Below are 25,454 nucleotides of genomic sequence, written 5' to 3' on the forward strand. Positions count from 1 at the left end.
GAAAAGGCGTAGTGATGCGAGAGCATAGGTAGGTCATTACAAAAGAAACGAGACATCGATATGTTAAATGAATTTCCAATTTTTGATTACGAAGATATTCAATTGATTCCAAATAAATGTGTCATTAAAAGCCGTGCAGAAGCGGATACAAGTGTCACTTTAGGAAATCACACCTTTAAACTACCTGTTGTGCCAGCGAATATGCAGACGATTTTGGATGAAAATGTAGCAGAGCAACTGGCTAAAGGTGGTTACTTCTACATTATGCACCGTTTTGATGAGGCAGGACGCATTCCTTTTATTAAACGCATGCACGATCAAGAACTCATTGCTTCTATCTCTGTCGGTGTTAAGGACTATGAGTATGATTTTGTTAGCCAGCTCAAGGCTGATGCTCCTGAGTATATCACTATTGATATTGCTCATGGTCATGCGGATAGCGTGATTTCTATGATTCAACACATCAAGAAAGAATTGCCAGATACCTTTGTCATTGCTGGAAATGTGGGAACACCAGAAGCTGTGCGTGAATTGGAAAATGCTGGTGCGGATGCGACTAAGGTCGGAATTGGTCCTGGTAAGGTTTGTATAACCAAGGTCAAGACAGGTTTTGGTACAGGTGGTTGGCAGTTGGCTGCTCTCCGTTGGTGTGCCAAGGCTGCGCGTAAACCGATTATCGCTGATGGAGGAATTCGTACTCACGGTGATATTGCCAAGTCTATCCGATTCGGTGCCAGCATGGTCATGATTGGTTCCCTCTTTGCAGGACACATCGAAAGTCCAGGGAAAACGATTGAAGTCGATGGTGAACAGTTCAAAGAATATTACGGTTCAGCCTCACAATATCAAAAGGGTGCTTACAAAAATGTGGAAGGCAAACGTATCTTGCTTCCTGCCAAAGGTCATCTGCAAGACACTTTAACTGAGATGGAACAAGACCTTCAAAGTGCTATTTCTTATGCAGGTGGACGTCAGGTTGCTGACCTTAAACATGTTGATTATGTTATCGTGAAAAACTCCATCTGGAATGGGGATGCTTCCCACTAAGACGGCCTATCTCACTAGAAAAAACTTGTTATTAGAGCAAATTTTTGTTATAATAAAACAAGTTTCCACCCTTAGTGTAATGGATATCACGTAAGATTCCGGTTCTTGAGATGGGGGTTCGATTCCCTCAGGGTGGATGTAAACATCCTAAGAAAGCCTTTAATAGGGCTTTTTTTTATTCTGTCCCAGCTTTAACTCAAAAACTGAAAATCTTATTTTAAAGAATGCCCAAATGCTTTCCAGTCCCATTTTAAAGTGACTCAGGGGGCTTTTTTTGATATAATAAAAAGGACTGTTATCAGTTAGAAAGAGGTTGGTATGAAAGAATTACAAACTGTACTAAAGAACCATTTTGCAATCGAATTTGCAGACAAAAATTTACTGGAAACTGCCTTTACTCATACGAGTTATGCCAATGAGCACCGCCTCTTAAAAATTTCACACAATGAGCGCTTGGAATTTTTAGGAGACGCTGTTCTACAGTTATTGATTTCAGAATATCTGTATAAAAAATATCCTAAAAAGCCTGAGGGTGACCTGTCTAAACTACGTGCCATGATTGTCCGCGAGGAGAGTTTGGCTGGTTTTGCGCGTGATTGCCAGTTTGACCAATTTATAAAACTTGGTAAAGGAGAAGAAAAATCTGGTGGTCGCAATCGTGACACCATTCTTGGTGATGCCTTTGAAGCCTTTCTTGGTGCCCTCCTTTTGGACAAGGATGTGACCAAGGTCAAGGAATTTATCTATCAAGTCATGATTCCTAAGGTTGAAGCAGGTGAGTTTGAGATGATTACAGACTACAAAACCCATCTCCAAGAGTTACTTCAGGTCAATGGGGATGTGGCTATTCGTTATCAGGTGATTTCTGAAACGGGTCCTGCCCACGATAAGGTATTTGATGTAGAAGTTCTTGTTGAAGGTAAGAGCATTGGTCAAGGTCAAGGTCGTTCTAAGAAATTAGCAGAGCAGGAAGCTGCCAAAAATGCCGTTGAGAAAGGGCTGGATTCATGTATTTAAAGGAAATCGAAATTCAGGGATTCAAGTCTTTTGCTGACAAGACCAAGGTCGTCTTTGACCAAGGTGTGACGGCGGTTGTTGGACCAAATGGATCTGGAAAGTCCAATATTACAGAAAGTCTGCGTTGGGCCTTGGGGGAGTCAAGTGTTAAGAGTCTCCGTGGGGGCAAGATGCCGGATGTCATTTTTGCTGGAACTGAAAGTCGCAAACCGCTCAATTATGCTTCTGTAGTTGTGACTCTGGATAATCATGACGGATTTATCAAGGATGCAGGACAAGAAATCAGGGTAGAACGTCATATCTATCGTAGTGGAGATAGCGAATACAAGATTGACGGCAAGAAAGTCCGTCTGCGTGATATTCATGATCTTTTCTTGGATACTGGATTGGGACGAGATTCCTTCTCTATCATTTCCCAAGGGAAGGTTGAGGAGATTTTCAACTCCAAGCCTGAAGAACGCAGAGCTATTTTTGAAGAGGCTGCTGGAGTTTTGAAATACAAAACTCGTAGAAAAGAGACTGAGAGCAAATTGCAACAAACTCAGGATAATCTAGACCGCTTAGAGGACATTATCTATGAGTTGGATAATCAAATCAAGCCTCTTGAGAAGCAAGCAGAAAATGCTCGTAAGTTTTTAGATTTGGAAGGTCAACGCAAGGCTATTTACTTGGATGTCCTTGTTGCTCAAATCAAGGAAAATAAGGCTGAACTAGAGTCGACAGAAGAAGAGTTGGTACAGGTTCAGGAACTCTTGACAAGCTATTACCAAAAGCGTGAAAAATTAGAAGAAGAAAATCAAACTCTTAAAAAGCAACGCCAAGATTTACAGGCTGAAATGGCTAAAGACCAAGGCAGTTTGATGGATTTGACCAGTCTGATTAGTGATTTAGAGAGAAAATTAGCCCTATCGAAATTAGAATCTGAGCAAGTAGCCCTCAATCAACAGGAGGCACAAGCCCGTTTGGCTGCTTTGGAGGATAAGAGAAATTTACTCAGCCAAGAAAAATCTGATAAGGAAAGCTCTTTGGCACTTTTAGAGGAAAATCTAGTCCAAAATAATCAAAAACTCAATCGACTAGAGGCTGAATTGCTGGCTTTTTCAGATGATCCTGATCAGATGATTGAGCTTTTGCGTGAACGCTTTGTAGCTCTTTTACAAGAAGAAGCGGATGTCTCAAACCAACTGACTCGTATTGAGAATGAGTTGGAAAATAGTCGTCAGCTTTCTCAAAAACAAGCAGATCAATTAGAAAAGCTGAAAGAACAGCTGGCTACAGCTAAAGAGAAGGCTAGTCAGCAAAAGGCGGAGCTTGAAACTGCCAAGGAGCATGTTCAGAAATTATTGGCTGACTACCAAGCTATTGCCAAGGAGCAAGAGGAGCAGAAAGCTTCCTATCAAGCTCAGCAAAGTCAACTATTTGACCGTCTGGACAGTCTTAAAAACAAGCAGGCTAGAGCCCAAAGTTTGGAAAATATCCTGAGAAATCACAGTAACTTTTATGCAGGTGTTAAGAGTGTCCTCCAAGAAAAAGACCGCCTTGGTGGGATTATTGGGGCAGTTAGTGAGCATCTGACTTTTGATGTTCATTATCAAACTGCCTTAGAGATTGCGCTTGGAGCAAGCAGTCAGCACATCATCGTAGAGGATGAGAACGCGGCGACTAAGGCTATAGATTTCCTCAAACGCAACAGGGCTGGTCGTGCAACCTTCCTTCCTTTGACAACGATTAAGGCTCGTACGATTTCTAGCCAGAATCAAGATGCTATCGCTGCAAGTCCGGGATTTCTGGGCATGGCAGATGAGTTGGTGACATTCGATAATAGGTTGGAAGCTATTTTCAAGAACTTGCTAGCTACGACGGCTATTTTTGATACTGTAGAGCATTCGCGTGAAGCAGCTCGCCAGGTTCGTTATCAGGTTCGTATGGTGACATTGGATGGAACAGAGTTGCGAACAGGTGGTTCCTATGCGGGTGGTGCCAATCGCCAGAATAACAGTATTTTTATCAAGCCAGAACTGGAGCAATTGCAAAAAGAAATTGCTGAAGAGGAAGCAAGTCTTCGTTCAGAAGAGTCGAGTTTGAAGATCTTACAAGACCAGATGGCTAGATTGACCGAATCATTAGAAGCTATTAAATATCAGGGAGAGCAGGCTCGTATTCAGGAGCAAGGCTTGTCCCTCGCCTATCAGCAGACCAGTCAGCAAGTTGAAGAACTGGAAACTCTTTGGAAACTCCAAGAAGAGGAATTAGATCGTCTTTCTGACGGAGATTGGCAAGCAGATAAGGAAAAATGCCAAGATCGCCTTGCTACCATTGCCAGTGACAAGCAAAATCTGGAAGCTGAGATTGAAGAAATTAAGTCCAACAAAAATGCCATCCAAGAACGCTATCAAAATTTGCAGGAAGAGCTAGCGCAAGCTCGCCTGCTTAAGACAGAACTGCAAGGGCAAAAACGTTATGAAGTGGCTGATATTGACCGTCTAGGCAAGGAATTGGATAATCTGAATATCGAACAAGAGGAAATCCAGCGCCTTCTTCAAGAAAAGGTTGACAATCTTGAGAAAGTTGATACAGAATTGCTCAGTCAACAGGTAGAAGAAGCCAAAATGCAGAAAACAAACCTCCAACAAGGTTTAATTCGTAAGCAGTTTGAGTTGGATGATATTGAAGGTCAACTGGATGATATTGCTAGTCATTTGGATCAGGCTCGCCAGCAGAATGAAGAGTGGATTCGCAAGCAAACACGTGCTGAATCCAAGAAAGAAAAGGTCAGCGAGCGCTTGCGCTATTTACAAGGTCAATTAACAGACCAGTATCAGATTAGCTATACTGAAGCTCTAGAAAAGGCGCATGAATTGGAAAATCTCAATCTGTCAGAGCAAGAGGTGCAGGATTTGGAGAAGGCTATTCGCTCACTGGGTCCTGTCAATTTGGATGCCATTGAACAGTACGAAGAAGTTCACAGCCGTCTGGCTTTCCTCAATAGCCAGCGAGATGACATTTTGTCAGCGAAAAACCTGCTCCTTGAGACCATTACAGAGATGAATGATGAGGTTAAGGAACGCTTTAAATCAACTTTTGAAGCCATTCGTGAGTCCTTTAAAGTGACCTTCAAACAGATGTTTGGCGGAGGTCAGGCAGACTTGATATTGACTGAGGGCGACCTTTTAACAGCTGGTGTGGAGATTTCTGTTCAACCTCCAGGTAAGAAAATCCAGTCGCTTAATCTCATGAGTGGTGGGGAAAAAGCCTTATCAGCTCTTGCCTTGCTCTTCTCCATTATTCGTGTCAAGACCATTCCATTTGTCATCTTGGATGAGGTGGAAGCTGCGCTGGATGAAGCCAATGTTAAACGTTTTGGGGATTACCTCAATCGATTTGACAAGGACAGCCAGTTTATCGTTGTGACCCACCGTAAAGGAACCATGGCAGCGGCTGATTCCATCTATGGAGTGACCATGCAAGAGTCAGGTGTCTCAAAAATTGTTTCAGTTAAGTTAAAAGATTTAGAAGGTATTGAAGGATGACAATTAAACTAGTAGCAACAGAAATCGGAATAAGTAAATTGATACAATAGCCTATAAAGAAAGCCTTGAAATTTAGCTGATTTCAGGGCTTTTTAACTGTCTATTGCTATCAGGGTAAAATCATTAGAGATGTTGCGAGTTTATGGAGACACCCTTGATTTGTAAAATGTTAAATAGTAGAGAATCATTTCATCTATTCTTTGTTTACCAGTTTATCGAAATGGCTAGTATAGTGTAATTTTAACTTGTTTTCTCCTAAAATATCAAGGACTTGTATGGCCTGTTTCATTTTTTCAATTCCGCTATCTAAATGACGCTTAAATTCAAAGTAACCAGTTGCATAGAGAAAAACTGTCTGTTCATAAAAGTTTAATTCATTATCTAATAATGCTTTTATTTCGGTGATTAGACAAGTACAGTTTGAAAATTCTTCCTTATCTACGCTAAGAATTAGACAATTGATGGCCAATTGAGTGACAATTCGCTTATTTGTTTTATTCAACGAAGAGTAGATGTAATTGTTCAACATTTCCTTTGTTAATAGGAAGTAGGAGTTGTAGTTTATTGTTCGTACACAGTTACCTAATAAAGTGATTTCATAGTAACCCCATTTTTCAACTTTAAAGAGATAATCTGTCAATTGAAGTAATTCTTTATTTGATGGAATAATGCTGGAATCCATTGTATGTAGAATGGATTTTATCATTGTTTTATCGAAAGAATTTAAAGTGTAATGTGATGAGTCAGAAAGTAGAGCAGCTATATTTTTGATGTTATGTGATGAATATTGCTTACGAATATATTGAACCAAATTAGCGAATAATTCAGCATTAGTATAATTTTCATTATGTAAAATAAGAAACTCATCTAAAGTAATGTGTAATTTGTCTAAAATATTGATAAGTCGAATACAAGATATCTCTGATTCCCCACGTTCGAATCTAGATATTTGAGATTTTGAAAGGTGTTCATCTGCTACAGAGCATAGACTAATTTGTTTTCCTTTACGAACTTTTCTAAGTGTGATGCCAAGTTTTGATTTCATAATTTCCCATTTTCCCAACAAAAATTAAATCCGTTTTTATTTATTGTACAATAAATAAAAACGGAAAGGAAGTCCGAGTATGAAGAAAATTTCAAAATTTTTGCCGATTTTGGTTTTGGTGATGGATATTATTATAATTGTTGGTGGGTAAAATGCTTAAGTGTACACTTAAGTCTTTAGAATATTCTAAAGACTTAAGATTTTATAGATACATAGTATAAAATACGGTATTTATAATTTGGGAGGCTTTAATTGAAAAAACAGAATTTATTTAAAATATCAAATAATGTACAAGAGTATTCGAATGCTTTTAATACTATGGGTTTAAATTTTCAAGGAGAAATTCCTATTTTTGTTGACCACAAAAGAGAAGATTTACTTCATAATATCAAGCGAATTAACAATGAATATTCCGAATGCTATAAAACAACGCCAATTTACCAATGCGATGCAGGGATCACTCTATCTTCTGATTTAGAGTTTTATAAAAACTGTAGGTTATTTTGTAAGAAGTGGGTGACCTCTTTAAATGAGATGATAAACATAGAAAATCTGGTAGTAATAGGACTATATAAAGATTTTTCGCAATATAAAATTTTGACTATATTAGAATATTGTAAGAAAAATAATATTGAACTGTACATACTGACAGGAAGAGATCTATCTTCATTGTCTTGGATGATAGGAAAGCAGTTTTACTCAAAAAGTGAAAAAGAAGTACGAAAAGCAGTCTTTTCGCATAAAAAGTTAAATGAATTTAGTGAAACAAAAAACAAATGGGATATTTTTGATATAAAAAGGCTTGAAAATGAAAATATAAAAAATCTTTTGGAAGAAAAATCTTGGTCAGAATTAGTTTTTCATGGACATGGAAAAGAAGATCATCTAAATTTAGCTGATTTCACTTTGCATGGTTTTAATAAATTAATTCCTCAACAAGAAAAATTTGCTCCTTCTTGGGGCCATCAAGGGCAATCTTTTTTTAAGGATGAGAGTAAAGCAATACGTATTAGCTCTATAAATGTTGAAACATTATTTTTATTATCTTGTAGTAATTTTCCGTTTAATGATTGTAGATTGTATGATTCTAGATTCAACTTAACATTAGATGCTATCGATGGAATAGCAAGAAATATTGTTGCTTCTATTGCTGTTCAATCGATTGATAATCCAGAGATATATGAAATTTTTTCAGATTCAAATTTGACAAATATTGGAACCAAACTTCATAATAAATTAAATGATGTACAGCCGTTTGTTTCAATTGTTAATATTGGACTCCCAAATACTAGAAAAGTAGATCAATCACTTGAAAATATAAATGGGATTGTCCGATTAACCCAAAGTAGCAAAATGATTTTATCGCGACTTGCTTCATATGTTTCGTCTGGGTTATTAAGTAGTGAACATGAGGTAAAAAAGTTATCTAATAATGTTTTAGCAGATTACATGCAAATGACACGCAGAGGTACCTATGGAGTGACAGAAGAAAAATATTTAAATTTTGAACAAAATTTAATAAATAGAGTAAATCCTATTTCTAAAAAGATAGCTGAAATAATGATTCAGAACCAAAATGACGAGCTTTTCGAATTTGATCGATATAATATTTTTAGGTCTATAATTGATGAAAGTAGTATTTTCAAAAAAATATGTTGTTGTGGAAGTTCGGGTGTTGGTTGCAACTATATTCCAGAAACTAACAATTTATTCAATATTAATTCTTTCTATTGTTATAGGTGCGGTGATAAAAATACTTCAATGACAGGCATGCCAGAAGTAGATTTTATGTGTGATAATTATGATAGAGAAAGATTAAGAATAAAATATAAGATTGTTATTACTCCACAACATAGAGGAGATGTTTACTTAGGAGTACAGCTACCAACATATGTAGAAAAGTCATCAAATACCTCACCAGAGTTGAAAAGAATACGTTTTAAAAATATTGGAACTAAAGTAGTTGAAGGAGAGATCTGTTTTAACGAGGATACTTTACTTCAAAGCTATTATCTTAAGCTATTTATTATTCAGAATGGGGGAATAGCTATTAGTAGATGTTTCTTCAATTTAATAAATAATTGTGAGGGAAAGTTTGAAAAAATATAAATGTAATATATTTATTATTTACTCTAATTTTGAGTAATTGAAACACGAGGAGTATTCCTTCACCAAATTTGAGAAAGGCCTATTTCTTTTTATAAACAAGTCGCTTATCTAATAATAAATTTACTAATTATAATCTTAAGAAATCGTAAAGCAATACAAGATATCAGATATTTATCTGTAAATCTATTAATTAGCATTCTAGTCTTATCTTCATTATAAAATCAGTATTTTGAGATGTACAAGACAAGCTTCCTAGTTTTCTCTTTGATTTTTTTAGTATTATGGTCACAGTTGGTTGTACCTAATAGGATGAACTACAGTTATAATGATGGATTTTTTCAAATGTATTGGCTGAAGCACTCACTTAATCGCCTCGTCGCGATTTGTAATAGTGATATGTTTTCACGTTTTATATTATAGTTTTAAACAAAGAGCACAATACTTTTTAACTCAGTGTTGTGCATTGAATGAAACGAAAGAAAGGAATGAATAACAATGGATATTTTTTTAGATACACCAATCACAGGAATAATTAATCCGAACTTGAAAAGTCCGTTAGAAACTGCGACAAAGTCCAGAATTAAGGGGATTATTTCTGATTTGAGATCGTATGGTCATAATGTGTTTTGTGCTCTAGAGGAAGAAGAATTTGGCAAAAAGATTGCAGATTCTTTAGAATGTACCCTTAGAGATTATTCGATACTGAAACAAAGTAATGTATATATTACTTTTCCAAATAATAGTTATGGATGTGCTGTGGAACTTGGTTGGGCTTCAGCGCACTCTATTCCTATTGTCTTAGGAATTAACAAAAGAATCGGTTCAAAAACACCATTGTATGAAGGTTTACACACAACAGGTACTCAGGTTCATGTTATTTATTATGATTCTGAAGATGAGTTTCCAGATAAACTTGAATGGTTAAAAATATTAAAGTACATAGAAAAGCATATATTTATTAGGTGATTGTTATGAGAATTTTGACAGTAACTACAAATTTTGGTTTTGGTCCGTCTTCCAAATTATATTCTATTATCAAAGAGCTATTGAAGATGGGATATAAAGAGATTACATTTTGCGGAAATGGAGAATCTATAAATTTTTTTAAGACCAACTTTGGTAATAGATTAGAATACATCGAGTGTGATACTGATGAAATTAGGTCTGAAAGCTTTTTGAAAATAGTAGATATTAAGAATTATGAACTCTTAATTAATGTTATGAATCTGAATATTCCTAAAATTCAACGAGATACAAATTTAAATGTAAAAAGTGTATTTGTTGATAGTCTAAGTTGGATGTGGGAAAACCCCCTAGATGGGATTAACGAATATGATATTTATTTTGTTCAAAATGCTTTTATTGATCCCAATAATTTATCGCAGTATAAGAATATCCAAACAATAAATCCTATTATTAATACGGAAGGAATAACAAAAACAAAAGATTTCAAAAACAATAAAATTCTATTAAATTTCGCTGGTATAGTTACTCCATATGAAAATGATGTATTTTTCAAAAAGTACATGTTATTTTATCTAAAACTTTTTTCAAAAATACCTAATATTGATAAATATGAGATTGATTGTGCTTGTAACATGACGCAGAAAAAATGGATTGAATCAAACAACCGTTTTGACTACAATGTTACATTTAAAGTAATGTCCCATAAAGAGTTTCTATCAGCGTCATGTGAAGCAAGTAGGATATTTACAACACCTGGTTTGACATTTTATTTAGAGAGTTTAGAATTAGGCTTAAAACCACATTATTTTTTGCCTTCAAATTATTCTCAGGCATTATTGCTTGAAAAATATAATCAAATCTCTGGGAATTGTAATACCTTATCTAAGTATGGATATTTATTTTCAACAGATGAGTTACTTGAAGAAAGTGAAGGTGTGACTAAAGTAAGAGAAGCATTTTCTAATATTAGTACAAGATATAAAGAAGAAATCTTCGACAATATAATATCATATATTAATGAAGGTTCGGTGTATGAATCAAAAAATGAAATTCAATATAAGGAAGAGAGCGGTATTCGTTCAATTATTAGAATTATGCTTGAAAAAGGACTATTGAAAGGAAGATAATACATGCCTGTGATTGAAGATATTGATTTTTCCAATTTACTAGTGAAAAAAATGTATAAAAAAGATTTAAATCAGATAATTTCATTAAATGACTTAAATTATGATGCTAGTTTTAGGGATAATTTAATAGTTTTTGATGAAACAAGTAATTTTTCTCCAAATAACAGTCTTGTTGTTGGGGGGGCTTGTATTGATCGCTGTGATGCAAAAATTGATAATCTGGCTATCAATTTTTACTTTGATATACTGATGCCTATTAATGAGGCCATCATGAAAAATTTAAATTGTGCAATATATGTGGATACACCTATTGAATCATGTAAAGATGATTGTGAAAAAGAAAGATGGCAACAATTTGTTAAACGCTTAGAAATATTTTTTGAACAGCTAGGAAAACGTGTAGGCATTGAAATAAAAATAATTCGAAGAGATTTATCTTATAAAATGATTGATAAGATATTAAAAAAACATAACTTTAGTGATGATGAATTAAAAGGTTTGTATGATTTAGTGCCTAGTGCAAAGAATATTGTATTTGGACCAGAACTATTACTTCATTTTCGTAGATCAATCATTTCGTATTTACCAGAATTCATTTCAGAATATTTTGAAGAAAATTTTGAAGAAATTATAGTTTGTGAAGAGTTAAGTCAGTGTAAAGCAATTGGCAAAGCCTGGAGAATCAGTAATAAAATATATCCCAAAATATATATAGATATGCCATCTCTTAGTTGTAGAAATCGCATGCATAGGAGTAATAATGGGAAAATAGGTATTTTTGAATCAGCATCTTTGAATAAAACTAGAAAATCTGATCCATTGTTTCATGAATTTATGAATAGAATAGAATTGGAAGCTATTTTTAAATCTTTTGATGTTGATAATTTTTGGTTAGTAAAAGATGAATTAGAAGGAATGTGGTATGAGAAGCAATAAAATTTCATCAGAGTTAAAATATTATCTATATATCATTTTTACAAATTTACGATTTACTAGAATAGTAAATATTATCTTTATTGTTCAGTTTTTGGGATTATCTTTAGTACAATTTGCATTTTTTCAATCTATTTTTCTATTTTCACAATTAGTTTCAGAGATTCCCTCCGGAATTTTAGGAGATAGGTTTAGTAAGAAGAAAATCGTTCTATTGGGACTAGTTCTGTTATCAATTACTCCATTATTAACTCTTTCATCAATCTTGCTAATGAAGGACTATGTTTACTATGTTATACTAGGTGCATTTGTTTTAGAAGGAGTAGGAAATGCTTTTTTAAGTGGAGCTGATGATGCCTTGTTTTTTGAATCTCTAAGAAGTGAAGGCAAGGAGGAGAGTTATGGGAAAATACGAGGAAAGTTACAATTAATCAGCGCTCTGACTTTGGGGATTGCTACATTTATAGGAGGTGGTTTATATAGCATTACAAGATGTTTACCATATTTTATACAATCTTTTACACTTATAGGTTCAATGATAATCATCATATCTATTCCAGATAATCAGAAACACTCTATAGAAGATCTTAATCAAAATGGTGTTCCGAAATTTAAAGAATTATTTTCAGTTTTTCATAGGTTGCTAAAATCTACTAAAATTCTTTTCATGTTCGCTTTTACTACGGTTATTGTCTCAGCAATTAACGTAGTATTTGCTTTATTACCAGATTATTTTTCTAAAATAGGATTTTCTACATCTATTAATGGAGCTATGTTTATGATTTATAGTATCATTGGTGGCATAGTAGCAACTCAAGCTTATAAAATATCAAAAATAAGAGTTTCTAAATTAATTATGCTGCTATCATTGATACTAATGATTTCCATTATTTTTCAAATTTTGCCTTTCAATGCCACATTTATATTTAGTTTTCTACTGTTGTACATTATCATAGATATTCTTGATCCTATTATCATGGAGATGTTACATCTTTGGGTTGATGACAATTCAAGAGCAACAGTTATATCAGGACTATCCTTTTCAATTAGTCTTGTTACAATGTTGGTAAATCCGATAATTGGTGTAGGAATTCAAATATTTAATATGAGAATAACTATCTTATTGATTTCTTATTTTATGATTGTAATGATATTAATCTCGTATATGTTAATAGAAAAAACTAAAAGGAGTAAAAAACATGAAAACAGAGAATAAGGCTTATTTAGGTGATTCCAGAGCTATGGAAGATGTAGAAAATGATTCTGTTGATTTAATAATCACTTCTCCACCATATTTTAATTTAGTTGATTATCAACACGATAATCAGATTGGGTTAACAGAAACATATAAAGGCTATATTCAGAGTCTAAATAGTGTTTGGGAAAGATGTAGTAAAATATTAAAAGAAACAGGAACAATTTGCATCAATATTTGCAGTTCTGTAGAAATTAGCAGAAAAAATCAAAATATGTATTACGATATCAAACATGAAATTGAAAAATTCTTTGCGGAGCATAATTTCTATATTGAAGGGACAATAATATGGAATTTGAATAATACTTCATATATCAAAAATCAAGTTGAAAAATATCCTTCAAGTTATTCGAATAATGAGTCTTTGATTCTAAATAACTATGAATACATATTGATTTTTAAGAAAAAGTCAGAATTTATAGTGTGGGATAGAAACATTGAGGGCACTAAATTTATTGACTGCATTTGGAATATACCTTGGGATTATTCTACAAGACCACCAGCTTTTCCAGAACAAATTGTCAATCAACTTATTGATATTTATTCTCTGGAAGGTGATGTTGTGTTGGATCCGTTTATGGGGCAAGCGACTACATCTTTGTGTGCTTTTAAGAAAAATAGAAAGTTCATTACCTATGAATTAAATCCAACCACTTATAAATTAGGTTTAAAAAAACTAAATCAAGTGGGTGCGCTGAATGTAAACAGATAAGAAAGTAGTAGAAGGTCTATTATGAAAATAACTACAGTTGGTATGGGGTACGTCGGTTTGACTTTATCTGTCCTGTTATCTCAGGAACATGACGTGGTTGGATTAGACATTAATTTACAGAAAGTCGAACAGCTTAATAATAAAATTTGTCCATTTATCGACTATGAGTTGGAGAGATATTTTTTAAATAAAGATTTGAAATTCGAAGCTTGTATTTATGATGAGAAGTACTTTGAAAAAGTTGATTGTATCATAATAGCAATACCAACAGACTTTGATGAAAATAAAGGAGTATTAGATACTGAGGGTATAGAATCAGTTATAGCTGATTGCCTAAGTATTAATCCTGTTGCATATATAGTTATAAAATCTACAGTGCCAATCGGATTTACGAATTATTTGAATACAAAATTTCACACAGATCGGATCATTTTTTCTCCAGAGTTTTTGCGTGAAGGAAAAGCATTATTAGATAACTTATTTCCATCTAGAATTATTTTGGGAGGGAGAGCTGAATATTGTCAAAGATTTGGAAGATTATTATCGGAGTTCTAGTTAAATGAAGTTGCCCCGATTCTACTGACAAATTCAGCTGAAGCTGAAGCAATTAAGTTATTTTCAAATTCATACCTTGCAATGAGAATTGCGTTCTTCAATGAAATTGATAGTTTTTCCATTATGAAAGGGTTAAATACTAAAAATATCATTGAAGGAATTTGTTCTGAAGAAAGAATCGGAGAATTTTACAATAATCCTAGTTTTGGTTATGGAGGATACTGTTTACCTAAAGATACAAAACATATGTTAAGTGAATGTGAAGGCCTTCCAACTGTTTTGTTAGATTCTATTGTATTAAGTAACCAAAAAAGATCAGAGTTTATAGCAACACAAATAACAAAAAATAATATATACAATGTAGGCATTTATCGTTTGCTAGCTAAAAAAGATTCTGATAATATTCGTGATTCGTCAACTGAAAATGTGATTAAACAATTAACGAAATATAATGTAAATATTATTATTTATGAACCGTTTTTGTCTTCAAAAGAGATTTTTGATGCTAAAGTTGTAACGAATCTGGAAGAATTTAAAAAAACATCGGATGTTATTATTTCAAATAGAATTTCAGATGAATTGTCTGATGTATTAGAAAAAGTTTATACAAGAGATATATTTAATAGGGATTAAATAATAATATTTTACTTTTGAGAAGTTGCGATAACATAATATTTGAGAAAATCAAAGTATATTACGATTTATAGCGAAATGAAATAAAAATTGAACAAATTTATTGGGGAAGTTAAACCAATTTCTAACAATGTTTTAGAAACAACGGTGTACTATTTCAATGTCAATATACTATGTTATAACATGTTTTTTATAAGATAAGTAACTATAGAAGAAAAGTTTCTATAACAACCTCTTCCTCATCCGAAAGAAACCTCTTATTGGGTCTTAAAAAGTGATAGCCAGCAGACCTATTATTAGACTTTTTTGTCAGGGAAAGATGAGCAACAAGGTATCACGCTTTACCATCATGATCAGCGACGGAGTGGTTTAGTAGTGCAGGAATCTCATGGAGCTTATTCTGCTTATGCGATAGCAGTCCAAGGTTTAGGAGCAAAGCGATGCTAAGCTTGGTAAACTGCGAGATGCTCGTCCGCTTATCGTCAACTGGAAGAAGCTGCACTTGTTGGTTGTTGGGCACATGTGAGAAAGGAGTTTTTTGAAGCGACGCCCAAGCAAGTGGGGAAATCATCGTTAGGTGCTAAAGGCTTAGCTTATTGATGGGATACATTGTCGATTGATGAACGACTACAGAAACGTCAAGAAAAGCTCCAACCCTGAATGGAAGACTTCTTTGTTTGGTGCCGGATCCAGTCAGTTTTACAGGGTTCAGAACTAGGGAAGGCTATTGAATACAGGCTCAATTCTGAAGAAACCTTTAAGACAATTTTGAAAGACGAGCATCTCTTCCTTGTTATTGGACGATAAACAAGTGGAACTTACTCTGACTTGGAATTCCACTTGTTTTTTCGATTTTTATCAGATTAATTTCAACTTTTATTGGCGGTGGAAGTTAGTTTGGGAATTTAGAAAAAATCCAGTTATACTAAAGGGTTAAGTAATATTGGATAAAAATTAAGTGATAAAGTCGGGAGTTTATCAAGCGTCTAATCTCAAATGGATTAGGCGCTATTTGCTTTTTCTATGGTATAATAGAAGGTGGATTTATTAATTGGAGTATGAAGAATTTATGATTAAACTAGTAGCAACGGATATGGACGGAACCTTCCTAGATGGGAATGGACGCTTTGATATGGATCGTCTCAAGTCTCTCTTGGCTTCCTACAAGGAAAAAGGGATTTACTTTGCGGTGGCTTCGGGTCGGGGATTTCTGTCTCTGGAAAAATTATTTGCTGATGTACGTGATGACATTATTTTCATCGCGGAAAATGGCAGTTTGGTAGAGTATCAAGGTCAGGACTTGTATGAAGCGACTATGTCTCGTGACTTTTATCTGGCAACTTTTGAAAAGCTGAAAACGTCACCTTATGTAGATATCAATAAGCTCCTTTTGACTGGTAAAAAGGGCTCTTATGTGCTAGATACGGTTGATGAGACTTATTTAAAAGTGAGCCAGCATTATAATGCAAATATCCAAAAAGTAGCGAGTCTAGAAGATATTAAAGATGACATTTTCAAATTTACAACCAACTTCACAGAAGAAACGCTGGAAGCTGGTGAAGCTTGGGTAAACGAAAATGTCCCTGGTGTTAAGGCCATGACAACTGGCTTTGAATCCATTGATATTGTTCTGGACTATGTCGATAAGGGTGTGGCCATTGTTGAATTAGCCAAAAAACTTGCTATCACAATGGATCAGGTTATGGCTTTTGGAGACAATCTAAATGACTTGCATATGATGCAGGTTGTGGGACATCCTGTAGCTCCTGAAAATGCACGACCAGAAATTTTAGAATTAGCAGAGACTGTGATTGGTCACCATAAAGACCAGTCGGTTATAGCTTATATGGAGGGCTTATAATGGTAGATATAAAATTGATTGCATTGGACTTGGACGGGACCTTGCTGACTACTGATAAAAGGCTGACGGATCGTACCAAGGCAACTTTGAAAGCTGCGCGTGATCGTGGTATCAAGGTCGTATTGACAACTGGTCGTCCCTTAAAAGCTATGGATTTCTTTCTCCATGAGTTAGGGACTGACGGTCAGGAAGATGAGTATACGATTACTTTTAATGGTGGTTTGGTTCAGAAAAATACAGGTGAAATCCTTGATAAAACAGTCTTTTCATATGATGATGTGGCACGTTTGTATGAAGAAACAGAGAAATTATCACTACCTCTTGATGCCATCTCAGAAGGAACAGTTTATCAAATCCAATCGGACCAAGAAAGTCTTTATGCTAAATTCAATCCAGCATTGACCTTTGTTCCAGTGGACTTTGAAGACTTATCTAGTCAAATGACCTATAATAAATGCGTGACTGCCTTTGCTCAAGAACCCTTGGATGCAGCCATTCAAAAGATTTCTCCAGAATTGTTTGACCAATATGAAATCTTTAAATCACGTGAAATGTTGCTAGAGTGGTCACCAAAGAATGTTCATAAAGCAACAGGTTTGGCAAAACTAATCAGTCATTTGGGAATAGACCAAAGCCAAGTCATGGCTTGTGGTGACGAGGCCAATGACCTCTCTATGATTGAATGGGCAGGGCTCGGTGTTGCCATGCAAAACGCTGTTCCTGAAGTCAAGGCAGTCGCAAATGTAGTGACGCCAATGACCAACGATGAAGAGGCTGTCGCCTGGGCTATCGAAGAATATGTGCTAAAGGAGAACTAAGATATGGGATTATTTGACCGTCTATTCGGAAAAAAAGAAGAACCTAAAATCGAAGAAGTTGTAAAAGAAGCTCTGGAAAATCTTGATTTGTCTGAAGATGTTGAGCCTGTCTTAACAGAAGCTCAGGAAGTTCCTCAAGAAGAAGCAGAGGTTGAAAGTTCTGAAGAAACTCTGCTCCAAGAAGAGGATAATCAAGAGACAGTTGAAGAAAGTCTGGATTCAGAGCTAGCTGTAGAAGTTCAACAAGAAGAAGTCGAAGAATTGCCAAACTCAGAAGAAGTCACAGAGGAAGAGAATCCTGAGTTTCTAGAGACTGTAGAAGGAAATAGTTCTGAAGTGCTTGAAGCAGAAACGCCTCAAGCAGAAGAAACTGTTCAGGAGAAATATGACCGCAGTCTTAAGAAAACTCGTACAGGATTTGGTGCCCGCTTGAACGCCTTCTTTGCTAACTTCCGCTCTGTTGACGAAGAATTTTTCGAGGAACTAGAAGAACTGCTCATCATGAGTGACGTTGGTGTCCAGGTAGCTTCAAACTTAACAGAAGAGCTCCGCTACGAAGCCAAGCTCGAAAACGCCAAGAAACCTGACGCACTGCGCCGTGTCATCATTGAGAAATTGGTTGAGCTTTATGAAAAGGATGGTAACTACGATGAAAGCATCCACTTCCAAGATGGCTTGACAGTCATGCTCTTTGTTGGTGTTAATGGTGTTGGGAAAACAACTTCTATTGGGAAACTAGCCCACCGCTACAAACAAGCAGGTAAGAAGGTCATGCTGGTTGCGGCAGATACCTTCCGTGCAGGGGCAGTAGCCCAGCTTGCTGAATGGGGCCGTCGTGTGGACGTTCCAGTGGTGACTGGACCTGAAAAAGCTGACCCAGCCAGTGTGGTCTTTGATGGCATGGAACGTGCCGTAGCTGAAGGTATCGATATTCTCATGATTGATACTGCTGGTCGTTTGCAAAACAAGGACAACCTCATGGCTGAGTTGGAAAAGATTGGTCGTATCATTAAACGTGTTGTTCCAGAGGCCCCCCATGAAACCTTCTTGGCTCTTGATGCATCAACAGGTCAAAACGCTCTTGTACAGGCCAAAGAATTTTCGAAAATCACGCCATTAACTGGAATTGTCTTGACTAAGATTGACGGAACTGCTCGAGGTGGTGTTGTTCTAGCCATCCGAGAAGAACTCAATATTCCTGTAAAATTGATTGGTTTTGGTGAAAAAATCGATGATATTGGAGAGTTTAACTCAGAAAACTTTATGAAAGGTCTCTTGGAAGGCTTAATCTAACCAGAAACAAAAATCCTGCAAGGCATAAACTTGCAGGATTTTTTTTATTATGTGACTATTAGTCCGTCTCGCTCCGTTAGGTGCGAGACAAAAAAACCACCCGCTATGCGGGTGCGCGTCGAAGGTTATACCAAAAAAACTCCGAACGCGATACAATAAAGGTGTTCAAGCTAATTGTAAAGCGAAAGGAGAAAAATATGGCACAAAAGGCTCATAGTTTATCGCACACAAAGTGGCATTGTAAGTATCACATTGTGTTCACCCCTAAGTATAGACGAAAAGTTATCTATAATCAATATCGAAGTAGTTTAGGCGAAATATTTCATCGCTTGTGTAGTTATAAAGGAGTTGAAATTATCGAGGGTCACTTAATGCCAGACCATGTACACATGTTAGTAAGTATTCCACCAAGGATAAGTGTTTCGAGTTTCATGGGTTATTTAAAAGGAAAAAGTGCACTCATGATGTTTGACAAACACGCCAATCTCAAGTACAAGTTTGGGAATCGGCATTTCTGGGCGGAAGGTTATTATGTAAGTACAGTAGGGCTTAATGAAGCCACAATTAAGAAATATATCCAAGAACAGGAAAAGCATGATATAGCACTAGATAAATTGAGTGTAAAAGAATATGAGGATCCCTTTAGGGATAGTGGTAAGTAATACTAAAGCCTCTTTAAGAGGCAAGTGACGAGTCAAGAGCAATGAGGCTTGAACAAAGTGAAAGCCAGCGTCTTTAGGCGCTGGCTGGTAATTTGGGCTTATAGCCCTGGGACAAACCACCCGTTTGACGGGTGGTTATGATTCTAAACGACCATCTTGACGATAGGCGATATCTGGTTGCCAAGTCCATTTAGCACCAAATTTTTCAAGTAAGTCAAAGCTGGCTTGAGGTCCCATGCTTCCAGCTTTATAGTCATGAAGTGGGGCACCATTTTCAGCCCAGAGCTCTTCGATACGGTCAATCAATTTCCATGACGCACCAACTTCATCCCAGTGGCTAAAGTTAGTTGAGTTGTTATTTAGGACATCATAAATCAATTTCTCGTATGGTTCTGGAGAAGCACCAGTTGCTGTTGCATCTGTACGGTAATCAAGTGAGTTAGGAGCCAAGTTGAATTCTTCTCCTACTTGCTTCCCATTTAGACTGAGAGAGAAGCCTTCTGTTGGTTGGATATAGATGGTCAAAATGTTTGGAGCAAGTGGTTCTCCAAAGATAGAGTCCATTTGTTTAAAGACGATGTTGACATGAGTTCCTTTTTCAGTTAGTCGTTTACCTGTACGGAAAAAGAAAGGAACACCACGGAATCGATCGCTGTCTACAAAGAAAGCACCAGATGCAAAGGTTTCAGTTGTGGATTCTGGATTCACATTTGGCTCGCTACGATAAGAGATATATTTCATGCCATCAATCTTACCTGAACGGTATTGACCACGGATAAAGTGTTCTTTAAGCTCTTCATCCGTTGGATGATAGAGGTTTTTAAAGACCTTAATCTTTTCGGCACGAATCTCGTCTTTTGTGAAGCTGGCTGGCTTGTCCATAGCAAGGAGAGAAAGAAGTTGTAGTGTATGGTTTTGTACCATGTCACGGAGGGCACCAGATTGGTCATAGTAGCCACCACGTTCTTCTACACCCAAGCGCTCCGCAAAGGTAATTTGAACATTATCGATAAAGTCCTTGTTCCAAACGTTTTCAAAAATCAAGTTTGCAAAGCGAACTGCAAAGATACTTTGAATCATTTCCTTCCCAAGATAATGGTCGATACGGAAAATTTGTTCTTCGTCAAATGTTGCTAGGAGCTCGTCATTCAACTTGCTTGCGCTTGCGTAATCTGTACCAAATGGTTTTTCAACGATTAAACGTTCAAAACCTTTACCGTCAACAATGTTTTCAGACTTGAGGTGTTTGGCAATAGTTCCAAAGAACTGAGGCGCCATAGACAAGAAGAAGAGCTTGTTGTGTTCAGCTTGGTACTTGTCATTTAGCTCAGTCTGCAATTGACGCAAAGCAATGTAGTGCTCCGTATCATTGACATCATGACTTTGATAGTAGAAGTGGCTAGCGAACTCTTGAGCCTGTTCGGTACTATCTGCCAAATCAAGGATCGATTCGACTACAACAGATTCAAAATATTCCTTGCTCCAAGGACGACGGGCAGTTCCAATGACGGCAAAATGTTTGGAAAGATTGCCGGATTTATATAGTCTAAATAGGGAAGGGTAGAGCTTGCGTTTAGCCAGGTCTCCACTCGCACCGAAAATTGTAACAATAACCTTAGATGACATCTAGCTACCTAATTTCTATTTTTATTCCTAGTCTTGCTAGGTATGAGGAAACCTCATTTCATAAACTTAATTCTAACATAATTTTCCGAAAAATCAAAAAATCCAATACGAGGTAGAAAAAAACTGCAAGGAAATCCTTACAGTTTGCGTTTAGACGTTTAAGACCTTGTCCAAGAAATCTTTCAGACGTGGGTGTTGTGGGGTATCAAAGATTTGATCAGGTGTTCCGTCTTCTAGGAATTCACCGTCCGCAGTAAAGATAACTCGGTTGGCAACCTGACGAGCGAATCCCATCTCATGGGTTACGATAATCATGGTCATACCTTGCTCAGCCAATTCCTTCATAACGTTTAGTACGTCTCCGACCATTTCAGGGTCAAGGGCAGAAGTTGGTTCATCAAAGAGCATGATGTCTGGATTCATTGCTAGACCACGAGCGATGGCCACACGTTGTTTTTGACCACCTGATAGGCTATCTGGACAGGCCTTAGCCTTATCTGCTAGACCAACCTTTTCAAGCAACTCCATTCCCAATTTTTCAGCTTCTTCCTTGGTCATCAACTTGTGCTCAATAGGAGCAAAGGTGATGTTGTCCAAAACAGACATGTGTGGGAAGAGATTGAAGTGTTGGAACACCATTCCGATATTTTCACGGACGTGGTCAACGTTGGTTGTTTTTTCAGTTAAGTCATAACCGTTCACAGTGATGTGACCGCTAGTAACTTCTTCCAAAAGATTTAGGCTACGAAGGAAAGTTGACTTACCAGAACCCGAAGGACCGATGATACAAACAACATCTCCTTCATAGAACTTGGTCGTAATTCCTTTTAAAACTTCATTTTTTCCGTAGCTTTTGTGTAAATCATTTACATCAATTTTTAATTTTGCCATTAACGAATCCTCTTTTCTAAGCGTTTCGCTAGTTTAGTCAAAAGCGTGATAATTACAAGATAGAAGATAGCAAGGATTGCATACATCTTGAAACTTTGGTAGTTACGGGCAATGATAATCTTACCAGTTTGGAAGAGTTCAACCAAACCGATAGCAGATACGATAGTTGTATCTTTAAGAGCGATAACGAATTGGTTAACAAAGTTTGGCAACATCAATTTAGTTGCTTGTGGCAAGATAATCTTACGCATGGTTTTTCCATAAGAGATCCCCAAGCTTCGGCTGGCTTCCATTTGACCAACCGGAACGGCCTGAATACCACCACGAACGATCTCAGCGATATAGGCGGCTGCATTGAGTGAGAGGGCAATGGTACCAGCTACAAAGTCGTTAATTGGACTTTGTAGACCTGTGATAGACTCGATGAAGTTTGGAATTCCCCAGAAGATGAAGGCTGCAAGAATCATCAAAGGAATACCACGGATAACGTCAACGAAAATCTCAGAGATCACACGAAGAGATTTGTATGGGCTGACACTAAACATACCAAAGATAATCCCGATAACAATGGCAATAGCAAATGAGATAAGAGCTAGAGCAAGAGTGATACCAAGCCCGCTAAGGAGTTGTTTGTAGTTGTTTTGAAGCAAGCCCCAGATAGTTGTCTCATCAACAGTGCTTGTTGAAGCAGTTGAAGATTCGCTAGCTAGGTATTTATCAAGAATCTTTTGGAATTCTCCGTTTGCTTTAAGGTTTGCAAGTCCGTTGTTGAACATCTCAATCAATTCTGGATTTGCTCCTTTTTTAACAGCAAAGGCTGTTTCACCGATTGGAGTTCCAGCGATTGGTGTTTTCAATTTTTGCCCTTGGCTGATAGAATATTTGAGAACAGGCTCATCATCCATAACGGCATCAATGGCACCAGTGTTTAAACTGTCATACATTGACGAACCATCAGCGAAGGTTTTGATTTTGTAGCCGTATTTGCTTTGATTTTCTGTTAGGAAGGTTTGAGAAGCAGTTCCGTTTTTAACACCAACTGTCTTTCCTTTTAGATCTTCATAAGAAGCAATATTGCTTGATTCTTTGACACCAAGAATGGTATTGGCAGTGTAGTATGATTCTGAGAAGTCAAAAGTTGCCTTACGAGCATCTGTGACAGACATACCAGCAATGATACCATCAGCTTGTCCAGCTTGAACAGCACTGATAGCGGCATCAAAACCAGGGTTGGTGATTTCAATTTCAAAACCTTGATCTTTAGCGATTGCCTTAATCAATTCCATATCAATACCAGTGTATTGGTTGCTTGAATTTTGGAAAACAAAAGGTGCAAAAGAAGAATCGCTGGCAATGATGTATTTAGCTTTAACAGGAATGGCTTTGAAGCCTGCAAGAGTAGTTGTAGTTGGCACTGCTGAAGATGATGAAGCAGTCCATTTCTTGATGATTTTATCAAGACTACCATCTTTTTTCATTTCAGCTAAGGCTTGGTTAAATTCAGTAACCAGGTGTTCGTATTTGCTTCCTTTTTTAACACCGAAAGCAAAACTTCCTACAGCTTCCCCATCCATTTCAATATGAAGGTCTTGACCTTGGTTAATGGCATACTCGATAACAGGTTTGTCATCCATCATGGCATCGATGGCACCAGCAGTCAAGCTGTTGTTCATCAAATCACCAGTGTCAAATGTTTTAATAGTAAAACCGTATTTATCCTTGATACTTTCAAGGAAACGTTGAGCGGCTGTTCCGTTTTTAACACCAACAGTTTTTCCTTTTAATTGGTCATATTTACTAATCTTGTGTGACTTAGTAGTTGCAATGACAACTTTTGTATCATAGTAAGTATCAGACATGGTGAAAACTTTTTCACGTTCTTTTGTCTTTGTCATCCCTGCCATGATAGCGTCAGCTTGACCAGCTTGAACCGCATTGACCGCTGCGTCAAATCCAGGATAGGACATCTGAATGTTCCATCCTTTAATCTCAGCGACTTTGTTAATAATGTCAACATCAATTCCTTTATAAGTTTGATCTGAATCTTTAAACTCAAAAGGCGCATAGGCAGTATCAGACACAATCTTAATCGTCTCAGCTTTTGCAATACCTAATGAGAAAATTGGGAATAAAATTAGCAAAAATGCTAGAAATTTTTTCTTCATTTTTAGTCTCCTTTTCCGAATATTTTCCCATTATATCAGAAAAAGTAAAAAAAGGCAAATTTTTATATTCCTGTGTCAGAAAATGTAACATTGTTTTTTCTTTTCTTTCTTTCTTTCTTTCTTGAATTGCTATTAAAAAGTGCTATAATAATAGTATATATAGAAGAAAAGAGGATAGGGATATGAAGAACAAAAGAATATTTAAAGACTTCCAAGCTTCAAAAATGAGTTTAAACATTTACACAAGCCCCTTGTTAGCCTTTGCTTTTGTCTTCATAGGAGAGTTTGTGGCTTATACTCTGTATGGTATTAGTTTGTTAGCTCTCATCGGACTTGCTAGAAATTTTGGAGAGGTTGGTCAAAATCTTGCAACCTATTTGCAGACCTTGCATCAGAGCTTGACGGATAAAACAGGTGACTTTCATTTAATTTTAGATTTACTGGCCTTTGGTTTCATTCTCAATACTGTGTTTAGATGGACTAGAAAAGTTGAGAAAAGACCTATTCGAACTTTGGGATTTTATAGAGAGAATTTCCTCAGCAATCTCCTTAAAGGATTTGGTCTAGGTTTGGCACTTTTTCTTCTGACCTTGTTAGGTTTAGTGGTCTTAGGTCAATATCGTTTGGAATCCATTCACTTGAATCCTTATTCTCTTGCCTTTGTCGTCTTTACTATCCCATTTTGGATTTTACAGGGGACAGCAGAAGAAGTGGTGGCCCGTGCTTGGCTACTTCCTCAATTGGCCTCAAGAACCAATCTAAAACTAGCTATTCTTATATCTAGCCTGTTCTTTACCCTGCTTCATATGGGCAATTCTGGCCTCACCCCTCTATCTCTAGTAAATCTCTTTTTATTCGGAGTTGCCATGGCTCTTTACCTTCTCAAAACTGATACAGTTTGGGGTGTTGCAGGTATTCATGGTGCTTGGAATTTTGCTCAGGGTAATCTCTTTGGGATTTTAGTTAGTGGTCAACCGTCAGGAACGTCTCTGATGACCTTTTTACCACAAGGCAATCAAGATTGGCTATCAGGTGGTTCTTTTGGTATTGAGGGTTCCATCGTGTCCAGTATTATTTTGTTTCTGCTGATTCTTTATCTCGCTTATCAATTAAAGAAAGAAAATGAAAGGATGTGACTTCGGTCCGTCCTTTTCTTCGTGAAAATGCTACAAGTATGCTAAAATAGGAATAGCACATGGAGAGAGGATT

21 protein-coding genes and 1 tRNA gene are annotated in these 25,454 nt (G+C 36.4%); 18 read left to right on the forward strand and 4 right to left on the reverse strand.

Annotation, left to right across the window (positions count from 1 at the left end; all coding sequences use genetic code 11):
* Positions 1-60 precede the first annotated feature (60 nt).
* The 4 genes from HT693_RS03775 to smc all read left to right on the forward strand — a co-directional run bounded on the left by HT693_RS03775 (position 61) and on the right by smc (position 5,594).
* A complete protein-coding gene (locus HT693_RS03775) occupies positions 61-1,047 on the forward strand; it encodes a GMP reductase (RefSeq protein WP_000931155.1) in 987 nt (328 codons plus the stop codon).
* 65 nt (positions 1,048-1,112) lie between these two features.
* Positions 1,113-1,184: transfer RNA gene (locus HT693_RS03780), tRNA-Arg, on the forward strand.
* Positions 1,185-1,365: 181 nt separating this feature from the next.
* Positions 1,366-2,064 carry a ribonuclease III gene (rnc, locus tag HT693_RS03785; RefSeq protein ID WP_000661493.1) on the forward strand — a complete coding sequence of 233 codons (699 nt, stop codon included), beginning with the start codon at positions 1,366-1,368 and terminating at the stop codon, positions 2,062-2,064.
* A complete protein-coding gene (smc, locus tag HT693_RS03790) occupies positions 2,055-5,594 on the forward strand; it encodes a chromosome segregation protein SMC (protein ID WP_000280947.1) in 3,540 nt (1,179 codons plus the stop codon). Before rnc ends, smc begins: the two co-directional genes overlap by 10 nt.
* 193 nt (positions 5,595-5,787) lie before the next feature.
* On the opposite strand, the gene HT693_RS03795 is transcribed toward smc, so the two are convergent.
* Entirely contained in the window at positions 5,788-6,639 is an 852-nt protein-coding gene (locus HT693_RS03795; RefSeq protein WP_172924889.1) for an Rgg/GadR/MutR family transcriptional regulator, read from the reverse strand.
* Between the two features lie 79 nt (positions 6,640-6,718).
* On the opposite strand from HT693_RS03795, the gene shp3 reads away from it, so the two are divergent.
* From shp3 to tnpA, 13 genes are all read left to right on the forward strand, one after another.
* A complete protein-coding gene (gene shp3, locus HT693_RS03800; RefSeq protein ID WP_001812431.1) occupies positions 6,719-6,790 on the forward strand; it encodes a peptide pheromone SHP3 in 72 nt (23 codons plus the stop codon).
* A gap of 101 nt (positions 6,791-6,891) precedes the next feature.
* On the forward strand, positions 6,892-8,748 hold the full coding sequence (locus HT693_RS03805) for a hypothetical protein (RefSeq protein ID WP_000744515.1): 1,857 nt from the start codon (positions 6,892-6,894) through the stop codon (positions 8,746-8,748).
* A 495-nt stretch (positions 8,749-9,243) separates the two neighbouring features.
* Positions 9,244-9,714, forward strand: a complete 471-nt coding sequence (locus HT693_RS03810) for a hypothetical protein (protein WP_172924891.1) — start codon at positions 9,244-9,246, stop codon at positions 9,712-9,714.
* A 5-nt stretch (positions 9,715-9,719) separates the two neighbouring features.
* On the forward strand, positions 9,720-10,841 hold the full coding sequence (locus HT693_RS03815) for a hypothetical protein (protein ID WP_172924893.1): 1,122 nt from the start codon (positions 9,720-9,722) through the stop codon (positions 10,839-10,841).
* A 3-nt stretch (positions 10,842-10,844) separates the two neighbouring features.
* Positions 10,845-11,777, forward strand: coding sequence for a hypothetical protein (locus HT693_RS03820; protein ID WP_001144047.1), 933 nt, complete (start codon positions 10,845-10,847; stop codon positions 11,775-11,777).
* A complete protein-coding gene (locus tag HT693_RS03825; RefSeq protein WP_138704662.1) occupies positions 11,764-12,990 on the forward strand; it encodes an MFS transporter in 1,227 nt (408 codons plus the stop codon). Before HT693_RS03820 ends, HT693_RS03825 begins: the two co-directional genes overlap by 14 nt.
* On the forward strand, positions 12,974-13,741 hold the full coding sequence (locus tag HT693_RS03830; protein WP_138704661.1) for a site-specific DNA-methyltransferase: 768 nt from the start codon (positions 12,974-12,976) through the stop codon (positions 13,739-13,741). The genes HT693_RS03825 and HT693_RS03830 overlap by 17 nt, the downstream gene beginning before the upstream one ends.
* A 21-nt stretch (positions 13,742-13,762) precedes the next feature.
* Positions 13,763-14,296 carry a hypothetical protein gene (locus HT693_RS11870; protein ID WP_240152713.1) on the forward strand — a complete coding sequence of 178 codons (534 nt, stop codon included), beginning with the start codon at positions 13,763-13,765 and terminating at the stop codon, positions 14,294-14,296.
* An 81-nt stretch (positions 14,297-14,377) separates the two neighbouring features.
* Entirely contained in the window at positions 14,378-14,929 is a 552-nt protein-coding gene (locus HT693_RS11875; protein WP_240152715.1) for a UDP binding domain-containing protein, read from the forward strand.
* A 1,069-nt stretch (positions 14,930-15,998) separates the two neighbouring features.
* The gene (locus tag HT693_RS03845; RefSeq protein WP_172924895.1) at positions 15,999-16,790 is read left to right on the forward strand and encodes an HAD family hydrolase; all 792 of its coding nucleotides are present in this window, start codon (positions 15,999-16,001) and stop codon (positions 16,788-16,790) included.
* On the forward strand, positions 16,790-17,608 hold the full coding sequence (locus HT693_RS03850; RefSeq protein ID WP_050208148.1) for a Cof-type HAD-IIB family hydrolase: 819 nt from the start codon (positions 16,790-16,792) through the stop codon (positions 17,606-17,608). The genes HT693_RS03845 and HT693_RS03850 overlap by 1 nt, the downstream gene beginning before the upstream one ends.
* Before the next feature lie 3 nt (positions 17,609-17,611).
* On the forward strand, positions 17,612-18,901 hold the full coding sequence (gene ftsY, locus HT693_RS03855) for a signal recognition particle-docking protein FtsY (RefSeq protein ID WP_000522341.1): 1,290 nt from the start codon (positions 17,612-17,614) through the stop codon (positions 18,899-18,901).
* Between the two features lie 197 nt (positions 18,902-19,098).
* The gene (gene tnpA, locus HT693_RS03860) at positions 19,099-19,563 is read left to right on the forward strand and encodes an IS200/IS605 family transposase (RefSeq protein ID WP_000057429.1); all 465 of its coding nucleotides are present in this window, start codon (positions 19,099-19,101) and stop codon (positions 19,561-19,563) included.
* Positions 19,564-19,698: 135 nt separating this feature from the next.
* On the opposite strand, the gene zwf is transcribed toward tnpA, so the two are convergent.
* From zwf to HT693_RS03875, 3 genes are all read right to left on the reverse strand, one after another.
* On the reverse strand, positions 19,699-21,189 hold the full coding sequence (gene zwf / locus HT693_RS03865) for a glucose-6-phosphate dehydrogenase (protein WP_000096154.1): 1,491 nt from the start codon (positions 21,187-21,189) through the stop codon (positions 19,699-19,701).
* A 150-nt stretch (positions 21,190-21,339) separates the two neighbouring features.
* A complete protein-coding gene (locus HT693_RS03870) occupies positions 21,340-22,080 on the reverse strand; it encodes an amino acid ABC transporter ATP-binding protein (RefSeq protein WP_001096330.1) in 741 nt (246 codons plus the stop codon).
* Positions 22,080-24,245, reverse strand: coding sequence for an ABC transporter permease subunit (locus HT693_RS03875; RefSeq protein ID WP_000726253.1), 2,166 nt, complete (start codon positions 24,243-24,245; stop codon positions 22,080-22,082). The genes HT693_RS03870 and HT693_RS03875 overlap by 1 nt, the downstream gene beginning before the upstream one ends.
* Before the next feature lie 182 nt (positions 24,246-24,427).
* Here HT693_RS03875 and HT693_RS03880 point away from each other — a divergent pair, with 182 nt between their 5' ends.
* Positions 24,428-25,381 (forward strand): CPBP family intramembrane glutamic endopeptidase, encoded by a 954-nt coding sequence (locus tag HT693_RS03880; protein WP_138704660.1) that lies wholly within the window; start codon positions 24,428-24,430, stop codon positions 25,379-25,381.
* Positions 25,382-25,454 lie beyond the last annotated feature (73 nt).

The organism is Streptococcus sp. 2154 (assembly GCF_013277255.1).
Classification (GTDB): Bacteria; Bacillota; Bacilli; order Lactobacillales; family Streptococcaceae; genus Streptococcus; species Streptococcus pseudopneumoniae.